General features: G+C 73.2%; 11 protein-coding genes, 1 tRNA gene and 1 riboswitch. Of the genes, 6 read left to right on the forward strand and 6 right to left on the reverse strand.

The genetic code is table 11. The features are described 5' to 3' along the window. Positions 1-406: 406 nt before the first annotated feature. Positions 407-2539, reverse strand: coding sequence for an asparagine synthase-related protein (locus P1P75_RS32265; RefSeq protein ID WP_319262280.1), 2133 nt, complete (start codon positions 2537-2539; stop codon positions 407-409). Positions 2540-3263: 724 nt separating this feature from the next. Between P1P75_RS32265 and P1P75_RS32270 the strand changes: the two genes are divergently transcribed. From P1P75_RS32270 to P1P75_RS32285, 4 genes are all read left to right on the forward strand, one after another. After that, on the forward strand, positions 3264-4688 hold the full coding sequence (locus P1P75_RS32270; protein ID WP_086771060.1) for an MFS transporter: 1425 nt from the start codon (positions 3264-3266) through the stop codon (positions 4686-4688). Positions 4689-4761: 73 nt separating this feature from the next. Then, the gene (lhgO, locus tag P1P75_RS32275) at positions 4762-6021 is read left to right on the forward strand and encodes an L-2-hydroxyglutarate oxidase (RefSeq protein ID WP_319262294.1); all 1260 of its coding nucleotides are present in this window, start codon (positions 4762-4764) and stop codon (positions 6019-6021) included. 93 nt (positions 6022-6114) lie between these two features. Further along, positions 6115-6951 (forward strand): tRNA (guanosine(46)-N7)-methyltransferase TrmB, encoded by an 837-nt coding sequence (gene trmB / locus P1P75_RS32280; RefSeq protein ID WP_319262282.1) that lies wholly within the window; start codon positions 6115-6117, stop codon positions 6949-6951. Positions 6952-7074: 123 nt separating this feature from the next. Beyond that, the gene (locus tag P1P75_RS32285; protein ID WP_319262296.1) at positions 7075-8481 is read left to right on the forward strand and encodes a PrsW family glutamic-type intramembrane protease; all 1407 of its coding nucleotides are present in this window, start codon (positions 7075-7077) and stop codon (positions 8479-8481) included. Between the two features lie 286 nt (positions 8482-8767). On the opposite strand, the gene P1P75_RS32290 is transcribed toward P1P75_RS32285, so the two are convergent. The 3 genes from P1P75_RS32290 to P1P75_RS32300 form a co-directional block, all read right to left on the reverse strand. Beyond that, positions 8768-9796: a M23 family metallopeptidase gene (locus P1P75_RS32290; protein ID WP_319262284.1), complete on the reverse strand. Its 1029-nt coding sequence runs from the start codon at positions 9794-9796 to the stop codon at positions 8768-8770. 7 nt (positions 9797-9803) lie between these two features. Next, a riboswitch (cyclic di-AMP (ydaO/yuaA leader) is annotated at positions 9804-9963 on the reverse strand. Positions 9964-10270: 307 nt separating this feature from the next. Then, positions 10271-10344, reverse strand: a tRNA-Met gene (locus tag P1P75_RS32295). A 78-nt stretch (positions 10345-10422) separates the two neighbouring features. Further along, entirely contained in the window at positions 10423-11556 is a 1134-nt protein-coding gene (locus tag P1P75_RS32300; RefSeq protein ID WP_319262286.1) for a dihydrofolate reductase family protein, read from the reverse strand. A 51-nt stretch (positions 11557-11607) separates the two neighbouring features. On the opposite strand from P1P75_RS32300, the gene P1P75_RS32305 reads away from it, so the two are divergent. Both P1P75_RS32305 and ribA read left to right on the forward strand, forming a co-directional pair. Then, on the forward strand, positions 11608-12129 hold the full coding sequence (locus tag P1P75_RS32305; protein WP_319262288.1) for a MarR family transcriptional regulator: 522 nt from the start codon (positions 11608-11610) through the stop codon (positions 12127-12129). A 140-nt stretch (positions 12130-12269) separates the two neighbouring features. After that, complete coding sequence (ribA, locus tag P1P75_RS32310; protein WP_319262290.1) at positions 12270-12968, forward strand: GTP cyclohydrolase II; 699 nt, start codon at positions 12270-12272, stop codon at positions 12966-12968. On the opposite strand, the gene P1P75_RS32315 is transcribed toward ribA, so the two are convergent. Together P1P75_RS32315 and P1P75_RS32320 are read right to left on the reverse strand one after the other, a co-directional pair. Further along, a complete protein-coding gene (locus P1P75_RS32315; RefSeq protein WP_319262292.1) occupies positions 12955-13701 on the reverse strand; it encodes an NUDIX domain-containing protein in 747 nt (248 codons plus the stop codon). The two genes, ribA and P1P75_RS32315, sit on opposite strands and share 14 nt — an antisense overlap. After that, entirely contained in the window at positions 13698-14090 is a 393-nt protein-coding gene (locus P1P75_RS32320) for a DUF4406 domain-containing protein (protein ID WP_319262298.1), read from the reverse strand. The genes P1P75_RS32315 and P1P75_RS32320 overlap by 4 nt, the downstream gene beginning before the upstream one ends. Positions 14091-14093: the final 3 nt, after the last annotated feature.

Here is a 14093-nt window from a genome sequence, read left to right on the forward strand (position 1 = left end):
ATTCTGTACCGCACAGGGTCATTGTCGCTGGGGTTGCGGGATGGGGCACGGGGTTTCTGGCGGGGTCGGCTGACCGGCCGTCGGTGTGACATGACTGGCGCGCGCGTGAGAGGCGGCTGACCGGCCGTCCGCGACGGTGACCGGAGTCGGTGCGGGGTGGCGCAGCCCGGCGCCGGCGGGGTGCTTCCCCCGCTCTCGGCCTCGCTTGAGTGGGACCATCGCCCGCCTGTGCCGCCCGGTGCCGCCCCGAACGGCACGCAGGCCCGCAGGCCGAGCGGCAGAGGACGGTGACCGCAGGCCAGGCAACCACCCGCAGCCGAGTCAGAGGCCAGCCGCACCGCCTCGCTCGGCCCCTCGCCGCGACCCGTCGCCACGTCGCCCCTCGCCGCGCCCCCGTCGCCGCAGCTCACCCCCCTGAGGAGACCGCCCGTCTCTGGGGGGCGATGCCCGCTGGGACCGCGCGGGCTCGGGCCGGGGTTCCTGTCCAGCAGGTGCCCCTGCGGGAGAGGAGGCGGCGGAGCCACAGTTCGAGGGAGATCAGGTCGGCGAGGCCGTCCAGGGGAAGGGGCTCGCCCGCGGCGGCCGCGCGGAGGGCCTTGCGGACGACGCGGGCCTCGATCAGGCCCGCGTCGGCGAGCAGGGGAGCGTCGAAGAGGGCGATGAGGGGGTCCGCGGCCATGCGCAGGCCCGCGCGGGCCGCGGCGGCGGTGGTGGCCTGGGTGGGGGTGCCCCAGCCGGGCGGGAGGTCGGCCACGCCGGAGCTCTTGAGGACCGTGCGCAGGATCGAGGCGCGCGCCCCGGGTTGCACGCGCAGGGTCTCGGGGAGGGCGCGGCAGGCGCGCACGACCTGGTTGTCGAGGAAGGGCGCGTGCAGGCGCTGGGAGCGGATCTCGGCCGCCTGTTCCAGGACGCGCAGGTCGGCCGCATGGCGGGCGAGTGCGGCACGCGCGCGATAGTCGCCGGGGCGCTGGCCGGGTCCGCCTCCGGCGCGGTGGGCCGTGCTCTGGAGGCGAACCGATACTTCGGCCAGCGCCTCGCCGGTCAGCCACCGTGCCGCCGGGCCGGGCCCGCCCCAGGCGAGGGCGGCCAGGGAGGCGCCCACCGCGCCTCCGGGGTCGTCGAAGCGGCGGTGCATGAGCCGTTCGGCGAGGCCGTCCAGTCCCGCCCGGTACGGCGTGCGGGCCAGCCGGCGGGCGGCGCCGTACACGCGCGCGGGGACGAGGACGGAGCCGTCCGCCTTGGTGAGGGCGGCGACGGGGCGCACCAGGTGACGTCGTCTGCGGTCCATGAGGAGGTCGGCGAGGCGGGCGGGGTGGGCGTCGAGGACCTGGCGGGCGCCGTACCCGGTGAAGTGGTCTGCGCTGCCCGCGGCGAGGCGGGCGCGGTGGCGGGCCGCGGTCACCAGGCTGGGGCCGGGTTCGTCGGTCAGCGGGCCGTCCAGGTCGGCGTACGGCAGGGTCTCCTCGCCGCCGGCCACGACGACGTGGTGCAGGCGGGGGTTGGCCGCGAGGGTCCCGGCCCGTTCCAGTTCCGCCTCGCGTCCGCCGACGGCCAGGTCGTTGAAGGTGACGGCGAGCAGGCGCTCGCCCGCGCCCGTGCCGTGTCCGAGGAGTGTGCCGGGCATGCCGGGAAGGCCGGCGGCGAGGAGGGCGAGCGTCCCGGAGGCGGGGCCACCGGACAGGTCGGCGCCGATGCCCGGAACCGGCATCCCGCGCGCGGCGCGCCGCTCCGCGGGCCCCATGCCGGGTACGGGGCCGGGGTCGATGTCGGGCACGTGCCGCGGCGCCGACAGACGCGCGCGTACTGCCTCGACGAGGGCGTCACGGACGCCGTCGACCGCGCTGTCCGGGTCCGCCGGGGCGGCGGCCACGGCGAGCGAGGCGACCTGCTCGTAACCGGCGATCTCGCGGGCACCGGCGCGCAGGATGAGTGCGTGCCCCGGCGGAATGCGCCGTACGCCGTCGTAGGGGGTGGAGTCCTGCACGGCGGCCGGTACGTCGGGAGCGGCGAGCAGGGCGGCGAGGTGGCCGAAGTCGAGGTTGGCCTCGATGAGGTCGGCCAGCGGCAGCGCGGCCGTCGCGTACGCCGTACCGCCGGCCCAGGGGGTGTGGAACACCGGGCGGGCGCCCGCGAGATCGCCGCACACGGTGATGCGCCGGTCGACCTGGACGATCGCGGTGTAGCTGCCGGGCCAGGCCGTCAGATGCCGGAGTGCGCCTCCGCGCGCGGCGAACAGGCCGACGCGCAGCTGCTCGTCCGTCGCCCCGCAGGTGCCGAGGACCGCGATCCGGGTCCGGGCGTCGGCCCGCACGACGCGCACCTCGTCGGACCGCCAGTCACCGACAGCCCACAGCGGATCGGGGTCTCCCCACAGGAGTTGGGAGCCGACCGGGTGCAGCGTCTCGCCGTCATGGCCGATCCGGCCGCCGTCCTCGGCGGCGTACGTGCCGGGGCCGCCGTACGCCCCCGCTCCCGATGTGCCGGGGCCACCGGGGCCGGTGGCCGCGGCGGTGCTGCTCCATCCCACCAACCACCGCATCGACGCCTCCACAGGCTGTGGACAACAGCTGCACCGTCCGAACGGTTCACATGCTGCCACGAAGAACGCGCCGCAGAGGGAGGTGACGCCGCGCAGGATCAGGCGAGTGCGCCTGTGCGAGCGCCCCCGCACCGACCAGGAGGACTGGGTGAACTCCCGCGCGTGGGGCGGCGATCACCGCGTGTACCCCCGCGCGTGCGACGCGAATGCGCCCCCGATACGCTCCCCCAGAACGCCCCAAGCGCCCTGGATTTCCATGGTGGGAGGCGTATTCGCCGACGGAACACAGGGTCGATTTTCAGCCAAATACCGCGTGTCGAAACGCCGTTCACACAGGTTCGCACACGCTCCGTCACGCTCGCGCCCTCGACACGGCGCGTCGGTCCGGGAGGCGGAGAACGCCCCCCGGACCGCTCCGCCGCCCGCGGGGATTGTGGCGGCGGTGTCCCCCAGCCCACTGGATCCAGTACAGCGGGCCGACCCACGCACCACCCATGGAAGCGCTCCCGAGGTGGCCGGAGTAGAGCGCACGGACGGGCGCACGGCCACACGTCGGGAGCACGCCGCAACCGTGCGTATGGGGACCCGTACTTCCGTACGGACCACAATCCCGCCAACCGGAAGAATGCCCCTTAACGCTTGGGATGCGGCGAACTACGCTGGGTTTTACGAATGCCGCATGGTTATGCCAGCGCGGCAGCCGTCTGTGTCGAGGGGTGGCGCAATGTCCAGGGAGCAACGCGGGCCGAACGAAAAACTCGGCGCCGTTCTCGCCCTCGCGGGAATCAGCAACGCGGGACTCGCGCGTCGCGTCAACGATCTTGGCGCACAACGCGGGTTGACGCTTCGCTACGACAAGACGTCGGTGGCGCGCTGGGTGTCGAAGGGCATGGTGCCGCAGGGCGCCGCGCCGCATCTGATCGCGGCCGCCATCGGCCAGAAGCTCGGCCGGCCCGTGCCGTTGCACGAGATCGGACTGGCGGACGCGGACCCCGCGCCCGAAGTGGGCCTGGCCTTCCCCAGGGACGTCGGCCAGGCCGTGCGCTCGGCGACCGAGCTGTACCGGCTCGACCTCGCGGGGCGCCGGGCGGGCTCGGGCGGCATCTGGCAGTCGCTGGCGGGTTCGTTCGCGGTGAGCGCGTACGCGACGCCCGCCTCGCGGTGGCTGATAACCCCGGCCGACAGTTCGGTGGCGCGCGAGGTCAACTCCGCCGAGGCCTCCGGCGCACCGCTCAAAGTCGGCCACAGTGACGTACGGAAACTGCGGGAGGCCGCCGAGGACGCCAGGCGCTGGGACTCCAAGTACGGCGGCGGCGACTGGCGTTCGTCCATGGTGCCGGAGTGCCTGCGGGTGGAGGCGGCTCCGCTGCTGCTCGGCGCGTACTCCGACGAGGTCGGCCGCGCCCTGTTCGGCGCCTCGGCGGAACTCACCCGGCTCGCGGGCTGGATCGCCTTCGACACCGGTCAGCAGGAGGCCGCCCAGCGCTACTACATCCAGGCGCTGCGCCTCGCGCGCGCGGCGGCCGACGTGCCCCTCGGGGGATACGTCCTGGCCTCCATGTCCCTCCAGGCGACCTACCGCGGCTTCGGCGACGAGGGCGTCGACCTCGCCCAGGCCGCCCTGGAGCGCAACCGCGGCCTGGCCACCGCCCGCACGATGAGTTTCTTCCGGCTCGTCGAGGCACGCGCCCACGCGCGCGCCGGTGACGCGCAGGCCGCCGGCGCCGCCCTCAAGGCGGCCGAGAGCTGGCTGGAGCGGGCCCGCGACGGCGACCACGACCCGACCTGGCTGGGTTTCTACTCCTACGACCGTTTCGCCGCCGACGCCGCCGAGTGCTACCGCGACCTGAAGGCACCACGCCAGGTGCGCCGCTTCACGGAGCAGGCGCTGTCGCAGCCGACGGAGGAGTTCGTGCGCTCGCACGGCCTGCGGCTCGTCGTGTCGGCGGTAGCCGAGCTGGAATCGGGCAATCTGGACGCCGCCTGCGCGCAGGGCGTGCGGGCGGTGGAGGTGGCCGGCCGGATCTCGTCCGCCCGCACCACCGAGTACGTCAAGGACCTCCTGCACCGCCTGGAGCCGTACGGCGACGAGCCGCGGGTGGTCGAGCTGCGTGAGCGGGCCCGGCCCCTGTTGATGACGCCGGCCTGAGCCGGCCGCGCCGGTGGCGCCTCACGGGTTTGAAGGCATTGTCAGTGGCGCAGTGCACTATCGAAGCCGGGAGGTGGTGCAGGTGCGGACGATCGGCTACGACTGCGACGTGCTGGTGATCGGAGGCGGGATCGTCGGCCTGTCGACGGCGCACGCGATCAGCCGTGCCGCGCCGGGCACCCGGGTGACCGTCCTGGAGAAGGAACCGGGCCCGGCCCGCCACCAGACCGGCCGCAACAGCGGCGTCATCCACAGCGGGATCTACTACCGCCCCGGCTCGCTCAAGGCGCGTTACGCGGTGCGGGGCTCCGCCGAGATGATCAAGTTCTGCGCGGAGTACGGCATCCCGCACGCCGTGACCGGCAAGCTGATCGTCGCGACGGACCGCGCGGAACTGCCGCGCCTGCACGCCCTGGCCCAGCGCGGCCGGGAGAACGGGATCGCGGTCCGCGAGCTGGGCCCCGCCCAGATCGCGGAGTACGAGCCGGAGGTCACCGGCCTGGCGGCGATCCACGTCGGCACGACCGGCACCTGCGACTTCACCGCGGTCGCCCGGCAGCTCGGCGAGGCCTCCGGCGCGGAGATCCGCTACGGCGCGCGGGTCGTCCGCATCGACCGCCGCCCCGACCTCGGTGTGGCGGTGCTCACCGCGCGCGGGGACGTCGTCCGCGGTCGCGTCCTGGTGAACTGCGCGGGGCTGCACTGCGACGGGATCGCCCGCCTGACCGGCGACGACCCAGAGGTCCGCATCGTCCCGTTCCGCGGCGAGTACTACGAGCTGGCCCGCCAGGGCCTGGTGCGCGGCCTGGTCTACCCGGTCCCCGACCCGGCCTTCCCGTTCCTCGGCGTGCATCTCACCCGCGGCCTGGACGGCAGCGTCCACGTGGGCCCCAACGCGGTCCCGGCCCTGGCCCGCGAGGGGTACGGCTGGGGGGTCGTCCGTCCGCGGGAGGCCGCGGCCACGGCGGCCTGGCCCGGCGCCTGGCGCCTGGCCCGCCGGCACTGGCGCCATGGCGTCGGGGAGCTGCACCGGTCGCTGTCCAAGCGCGCCTTCGTCGAGGAGGTTCGCCGCCTGCTGCCGGCGGTCGAGCCGCAGGACCTGGTCCGCGCGGTCCCCGGCGTCCGCGCCCAGGCCGTCCGCCGGGACGGCTCCCTGGTGGACGACTTCCTCATACGGCAGTCCCCGCGCGCGATCCACGTGCTCAACGCCCCCTCCCCCGCGGCGACCGCCTCCCTGCCGATCGGCCGGGAGGTGGCCCGCAGGGCACTGGCGGCCCTGCGGGCACCGGAGTCCCCGGGGACACAGGGACCGGGGACACAGGGACCGGTGTAGGCGGGCGGCGGCCCCACGGTGATCACGCCCCGTCCGTACGCACTCCGGCCGGCCCGGCCCACCCCCGCCGGCGCCCGTAAAATCGACCGCACTGTGTCTGATTCGCTGAGTACCCCAGAACCTCCCAGGCCCGCCCCCGGTGATCACCACTCCGGCGAGTCCGTCCGCCGTACCCGCGCCAAGGGGGAGCCGCGCTTCCCCGACGGTCCGAGGGCCGATCCCGCCGGGTCGCATTTCGAGCGGCGGATCAGGAGTTTCCAGCCGCGCCGCAGCCGGGTGACCGCGGGACAGGCCGACGCGCTCCAGCGGCTGTGGGCGAAGTGGGGCCTGGACATCGACGGCCACGAAGTCGACCTCGCCGACCTCTTCGGCAACGACCGTCCGGTCGTCCTGGAGATCGGCTTCGGCATGGGCGAGGCGACCGCCCAGATGGCCGCCGCCGACCCGGAGACGAACATCCTCGCCGTGGACGTCCACACACCCGGCCAGGGCAATCTCCTCAACCTGGCGAACCGGACCGGCCTGAGGAACGTCCGCGTGGCCAACGGCGACGCGATCATCCTGCTCCGCGAGATGCTCCCCCCGGACTCCCTCGACGGGCTGCGCGTCTACTTCCCCGACCCCTGGCCCAAGAAGCGTCATCACAAGCGGCGCCTCATCCAGCTGGAGTTCCTCGACCTTGCCGCGACCCGGCTGAGACCGGGCGCGCTCGTGCACTGCGCGACCGACTGGGAGCCGTACGCTCAGCAGATGCTCGAGGTGCTCACCGCGCACCCGGCCTTCGCCAACACCCGGGCCGACGGCGGCTTTTCGGCCCGCCCCGACTTCCGGCCGCTCACCCGTTTCGAGGGACAGGGGCTGGACAAGGGTCATGTGGTGAACGACCTGCTCTTCCGCCGCGTACAGCACGAGGGTCGCCCGGACCACTGACCAGCCGGAATTCCCCCCACCACCGTCCTCTCCCTCGTTAGGGTCGATGTCGTGGCCACCAGTTCCCCGTTCCCACCGCTTCCCCCGCATCCGCCGCAGCCCGGCGGCCCGGCCGAGGGCGGTGTGCTGCGGCACGCGCACTGGTGGCAGCACAAGTGGGTCCGTTACGGCGCGCTGATCACGCTGCTCGCCCTGTCGGGGCTGGTGATCCTCGCCCTGGTCCGTGAGCAGACGGGCACGGAGGGGTTCCTGGTGGGGCTGGGCCTCGCGGTGCTGCCCGTGCCGCTGCTCATAGCCGCGTTCCGCTGGCTCGACCGGGTGGAGCCCGGCCCCTGGCGGAACCTGGTCTTCACCTTCGCCTGGGGCGCGTGTGCGGCGGCGCTGATAGCGATCGTCGCGAACAGCTTCGCGGTCCGCTGGATAGCGACGGCGACGGCCGACCCCGCCCACGCCGACACCCTGGGCGCGACGGTCATCGCGCCCGTCGTCGAGGAGTCCGCCAAGGCGGCGGCCGTTCTCCTCGTGTTCCTGTTCCGCAGGCGGGACTTCACCGGGATCGTCGACGGCGTGGTGATAGCCGGGATCACCGCCACCGGCTTCGCGTTCACCGAGAACATCCTCTACCTCGGCAACGCCTTCGGCACCGACCAGCTCACCGGGGACGGCGGCATCGCCTCCGTCACCGTCGCGACGTTCTTCGTGCGCGTCGTCATGTCGCCGTTCGCGCACCCCCTGTTCACGGTCCTGACCGGCCTCGGCTTCGGCATCGCCGCGCTGTCCGGCGAGCGGCAGCGCGTGCGGCGCGTGGTGCTCCCCCTGTGCGGCCTGTTCCTCGCGATGCTCATGCACGCCCTGTGGAACGGCTCGGCGACCTTCGGCGAATGGGGCTTCTTCGCCGTGTACGGGGCCATCATGGTGCCCGCGTTCGGGGTGCTGACCTGGCTGGTGGTGTGGACGCGCCAGCGGGAGCTGGGCACCGTGCGCGACGAGTTGCCCGCGTACACGGCCGCCGGCTGGATCGGCCCGGCCGAGCCGTACGCCCTCGGCTCGATGCGGGCACGCAGGGTGGCCCGGCAGTACGCCCGCCGGCACCTGGGCAGGCCCGCGGCACGGGCGGTCGCCCAGTACGAGGCCTACGCCACCTCTCTCGCGTTCCTGCGGCACCGCGGGCGGCAGGGGCGGGGCGGCGCCGACTTCGTCGTACGGGAACGGGAGTTGCTGAACGAGTTGTGGCGGCGCAGGGAGGTGGCCCGGCCGGCGCTGGAGCACGCCTCCCGGCTGGCCGCACCCGCGCCGCTGCCGGTGTACGGGGTCTACGGCATGCACGGGGGGTACGGGTATCCGCCCGGGGCGGCGCATCCGCAGCCCGGGTACTACGGGTACCCCGGACACACCGCGTACGCCTCACCCCAGCCGCGGGCCGCCTACACCCCGTACTCCTCGCCGTACCCGCAGACCCCGTACCCGCAGACCCCGTACCCGCAGACTCCGTCCGCCCAGGCCCCGTACGCCCAGCCGCACCAGCCCTGAGCGACGCGCCGCGGCGTCGAGGACGGCGCAGGGGGCCGCCTCGTCCGCGGTCCAGCCGAAGACGTTGCCGGCCGGGGGCGAGCGGGAGGACCTCGGGGCCGGAGGAGCCGGGCTTGCCCAGAGAGGTCATGGGTGATGACAACACCCTGGCCGCCGGCGCGCGTTGCGCACCGGCGGCCAGGGTTGACGAACATCCGGGAAACATCCGGGCGTAGACCTCACCGACCCCCGTGACACTTCCCGGAAGACCTCAGGGGAACCCGGCGGGGCTCCCCTGGGAGGAATGTCAGGGGTTGAGCCCCTTGTCCCGCAGCCAGGCGGCCGGGTCGATGCCGGAGCCGCTGCCGCCCGCGTGGACCTCCATGTGGAGGTGGGCCCCGGTGACGTTGCCCGTGGCGCCGACGCGGCCGATGACGTCGCCGGTGGCGACCTTCTGGCCGATGCTGACGCCGATCGAGGACTGGTGGGCGTACCAGATCTCGGTGCCGTCATCGAGGGTGAGCACGGTCTTGTAGCCGTACGACCCGTCATACCCGGCGGCCGTGATGGTGCCGCTGTGCACGGCCTTGATCAGCGTGCCGGTGGGCGCGGCGAAGTCGAGGCCCGTGTGGTACCCGGAGGACCAGTAGGGGCCGGCCTGACCGAAGGTCGAGGTGATCGTGTACGAGGAGGTCGGCAGCGTGTACTGCTTGGCCAGCGCGGCGAGGCGCTCGGCCTCCGCCTTCTTGGCGGCTTCCTCGGCGGCCTTCTTCTTGGCGGCCTCGGCCTTGGCCGCGGCCTCCTTCTCGGCCTTGGCGACGGCGTCGGCGGCGGCCTTGGCGGCGGTGGCCTCGGCGGCTTCCTGGGCCTTGGTCTCGACCTGGGTCTGCTGCGACTCGACCTGCGCAATGATCCGGCTGCGCAGCGCCTCGCCGGCGTCGGCACCGCTGTCGGCACTCTCCTCGGCGACGGTCTCGGCGCCGAAGGTGCTGAGCGCGGGGGCCGCCGTCTCCTCGGGGGTGTCGTCGTCCGAGATGAGGGAACCCACCGAGGGCAGGTCCGGAAGGGAGATGGAGACCGGCGCCTTGCCGGTGTTGGCGCTGGCCATGCCGGCGCCGCCGACGGCGGCTATGACACCGACGCCGAGAACGGTGGAGCTGCGGGCGAGTCCGCCGCGCTGCTTGGCGACGCGGTGCTTGCCGCGCACCGGGCGAATGGAATCCTCAGTGGGGTTCCACTCCTCCCAGGGGCCCTCGTCGGTGCGGTACGTGCCGTAGCCGAAGGTCTGCTGGGCGGGCACGGTGGGGGCTTCTGGGACAGGCCGGTTGGACGCCACGCGGGCGTGCTCCTTTCCTTCCGTCGCCTACCGGGTTAGCTGACGGGTTCGGAGCGGGAAGGTCTCCTACGCGCGTATACCGGCCGTGACTGTACGGCGGCTTCCGCGCGATTCACCCCAAGTTGGTGGTTCCCCGGTTCCCTTGCGGGATTCGGCGCGTGCGCACGGAGCCGACTCTTGTGACGGCTGGGACGACCGCGCTGCGTTATCGAACGTTAATAGACTCGGGGGCGGGATTCCAAGCCGTTCCGCTTGATCAACAACATTTCTGGCCTGGACTTTCGACCCACGACCGGTGAAAAACGGGCGAGTTGACCACCGGCCGGACACCCCTCAGCAGTCACAAGGTTTTTGATGGTGACTCAGATGTGATGCGGAGGGCTCCGACGCGATCACGGAAGGTGACATCAGCGCCACCCCGAACACACCGAGGGCCGGAATCCCATGATCAGGATTCCGGCCCTCGGCCTTGAGTAGCGGGGACAGGATTTGAACCTGCGACCTCTGGGTTATGAGCCCAGCGAGCTACCGAGCTGCTCCACCCCGCGTCGGTGTGACACCAGTCTACGCCATGCGGGGGACGCTCAGAACCACGGTCGGACCCGGGGGTCCGCGCAGGGGGTCCGTCAGAGCAGATGACCGTTCGGCGCCTTGGCCTGCGCCTCGTACTCCGGAAGTACGACGACGTCCGCACCCGCGGCGGCGAGCAGGCCACTGCCGTCGGCGTCGGTGACGAAGGTGTCCGGCTCCCGCCAGGCGGTCACGACCCGGCGCGCGCCCGCGTCGAGGATGAGGCGGGCGCACGGGGCGGGCCTGGAGGAGCGCCGGGCGCAGGGTTCCAGGCTGCTGTAGACGGTCGCGCCGGCCAGCCGGGGGTCGGCGGGGCCGATCTTGGCGAGGGCCGCCTCCTCGGCGTGGACGACGGGATCGCCGGCCTCGCGGGAGTGGCCGCGCGCCAGCTCCGTGCCGTCGGCCGCCACCACGACCGCGCCGACGCTGAACGCGGTCCGCGACGGCGGGCAGGCGGCGGCCAGCTCGCAGGCCAGGGCGAGCCAGTGCCGGTCGGCGGCGGCGGGGAGCGGACCGGTACCGGGTGCGGTGGGCTCGTACGACATGAGGACCACGTCCTCGATGCGCCGGGTCCCGGTCAGGCGCAGGCGGCCACCCTGGTAGCCCCCGGGGCCGAAGAGCCGGGGCGCCTGCGGGTCGCCCACGAACAGCGGGGCCATGACGAGCTGGAGCTCGTCGGCGAGACCCGCCTTCAGGAGCTGGGTGTGGACCGTGCCGCCGCCCTCGACCATGAGGCGCCGTACGCCCCGCACGTCGTGGAGGTGTTCCAGGAGCCGGCGCCAGTCGAGGCCCGGGCCCAGCGGGACGACGCCGGCCGCGCCGCCGAGACCGAGGGCACGGGCACGGTCCGCGCCGGCGTCCGTCGTGTAGAGCACCTTGTCGCCGCCGGTGTGCCAGAACCGCGCCCCCGGGTCCAGCTCTCCGGTACCACTGACCGTCACCTTGAGGGGGTACTCCGGCTTCCCGGCGGCCACCCGGGCGGCACGGCGGACGGGCGAGTTGACCAGCAGGCGCGGGTTGTCGGCGCGGATCGTGCCGGCCCCGACCAGGATGGCGTCGACCGAGGCCCGCACCTCGTCGACCCGGTCGAAGTCGGCCGGGCCGGAGAGCAGCAGCCGGTCGGGGCCGGTGTCGTCGAGGTAGCCGTCGAGGGAGACGGCGGCGGACAGCAGGACGTACGGGTACGGCATCGGCGCGGGTCTCCCCTTGGTTCAAGTTTGAAACAAACCTACACTGGAGGCATGACGACCCGCTGGCTCACCCCCGAGGAGCAGCGCGCCTGGCGCGCGTACATCGCCGGATACCTCCTCCTGGAGGACGCGATCGACCGGCAGCTCCAGCAGGAGGCCGGCATGCCTCACGCCTACTACTCCATCCTCGCCAATCTCTCCGAGGCGCCGGAGCGGCGGCTGCGGATGACCGACCTGGCGGAGCGGCTGAAGATGACCCGCAGCAGGCTGACGTACGCGGTGACGCGGCTGGAGAAGGACGGGCTGGTGCGGCGCGAGGACTGCGAGTGGGACAAGCGCGGGAGCGTCACGGTCCTGACGGACGAGGGCATGGCGGTCCTGGAGAACGCGGCGCCCGGTCATGTGGACACCGTACGCACTCTGCTGTTCGACCGGCTGACGCCCGAGCAGGTGGGGCAGCTGGAGCAGATCTTCACGCAGGTCGCGCAGGGCTTGCAGGGGGACGGCGGCGAGGCCGCGCCCGAGGAGCTGCCCTGGCGTCGGCGCTCCTCGCCCTGCTCGGGGACGCCGTAGCCGGACCGCCGAACACCGGGCCGCCGGGCCGCTGTGAGCCGCGGCACAATTCCGTTGCTTCAAATTTAAAGCATGCGGTAGGGTCACCACCGTAGATCTGCTTCAAATCTGAAGCAGAAACCCGGACCCGGAGAACCCGCATGCTCGACACCCCCGCCGCCACCCAGCGTGCCCGCGTCCGGGTACCGCTGCGCTTCCACGACGGCTACTCGGTCGACGCCGAACTCGTCACCTTCCACGGGCTCGCCGACGGCCAGGAGCACGTCGCCGTCGTCCTCGGCAGGCCCGGCCCCGTCCCGCTCGTCCGGCTGCACTCCGAGTGCCTGACCGGCGACGTCTTCGGCTCCGCCCGCTGCGACTGCGGCCCGCAGCTGCGCGAGGCGGTCGAGCGCATCGCCGAGCACGGCGGGGTCCTGCTCTACCTGCGCCAGGAGGGCCGCGGCATCGGCCTCTACAACAAACTCGACGCCTACGCCCTCCAGGACCAGGGCCTCGACACCTACGAGGCGAACGCCGCCCTCGGGCTGCCGGAGGACGCCCGGGACTACACCGCCGCCGCCCAGATGCTGCGTGCCCTCGGCATCACGGAACTCGACCTGCTGTCCAACAACCCCGACAAGGCCGAGCAGCTCCGCGGGCTGGGCATCGGCGTCCAGGAGCGCGTGCCCACCGGCGTCTTCACCACCCCGCACAACGTGCGCTACCTGCGCGCCAAGGTCCTCACGACGCAGCACACTCTGCCGCTGGCCGACCTGGCCGACCTGACCGAACGGACGGAACTGACCGAACTGACGGGGCTGACCGAGGTCACCGCTCTCACCGAACTCAACGTGAGCTGAGGCCGAACGGCCCGTCCAGCGCCGCCCACTGGAGCAGCATGATGGTCTTCGCGTCGGCGATCGCGCCCGTGCGGATCAGGGCGAGCGCGTCGGTGAAGGGCAGCTCCACGACGGTGATGTCCTCCCCCTCCTCGGCGACGCCGGCCGTCCGGGCGCCGGGTGCCGAGCCGTCGTAGGGGGCGGCGAAGAAGCTCAGGCGTTCGGTGACCGAGCCGGGGCTCATGAAGGCGTCGAAGACGTGCTCGACCTCGTGGACCGTGCGCCCGGTCTCCTCCACGGCCTCGCGGCGGATCGCCTCGCGCGGGTCGTCGCCGTCCAGCAGTCCGGCCGCGGTCTCCAGCAGCATGCCGTCGGGGTGGCCGTTGACGTAGGCGGGCAGCCGGAACTGACGGGTCAGCAGGACCGTACGCCGGTGGGGGTCGTAGAGCAGGATGGTGGCGCCGTCACCGCGGTCGTAGGTCTCGCGCCGCTCGCGGCTCCAGTGGCCGTCGCCGTGCTGGTAGTCGAAGGTGGTGCGGCGCAGCACGGACCAGTCGCAGGCGAGCACCTCGACGTCGACGACACGCACGCGCGCGTTGCCCGTCAGGTCGCGGCCCGCGCGGTCGAGTCCGGTACGGCCGCGGGGGTCGGGGACGTCGATACCGGGACGGCCACCACGGTCGGGGACGCCGGTGCCGGGACGGCCACCACGGTCGGGGACGCCGGTGCCGGGACGGCCGGCCGGGGCGGTCATCGGGTGCCGCCGGGGGCCGGTACGTCGGCGAGGTCGGTGTAGACGTCCTTGCCGCGCGCGTGGGCCCGGTCCACCATCCGGTCCGCGCCCTGCGAGGGGCCGCCGATGCGCAGGACGGCGTCGCACCGGTCGAGGAGGCGTTCGGCGACGGGGTGGAAGAGTTCCTCGAAGAGCGGGTCGCCGGGGCCGGTGCTGCCCGCCGTCTCCAGCAGGGGCAGCGCCAGTGCCTCGCCGGTGACCGGCAGGTGCCCGGCGCGGTACAGGGCGAGGGCGGTCTCGTTCATGGCCCGCACGTTCACGGCGAGCTTTGCTGGGTCGTCACCGGTACCCGAGCGGTACGGGCCGGCGACGAGGATCATCGTGGTCGGGGAGCTGCTTCTTTTACACATCTG

Source organism: Streptomyces sp. ID05-39B, assembly GCF_033794725.1.
Classification (GTDB): domain Bacteria; phylum Actinomycetota; class Actinomycetes; order Streptomycetales; family Streptomycetaceae; genus Streptomyces; species Streptomyces bobili.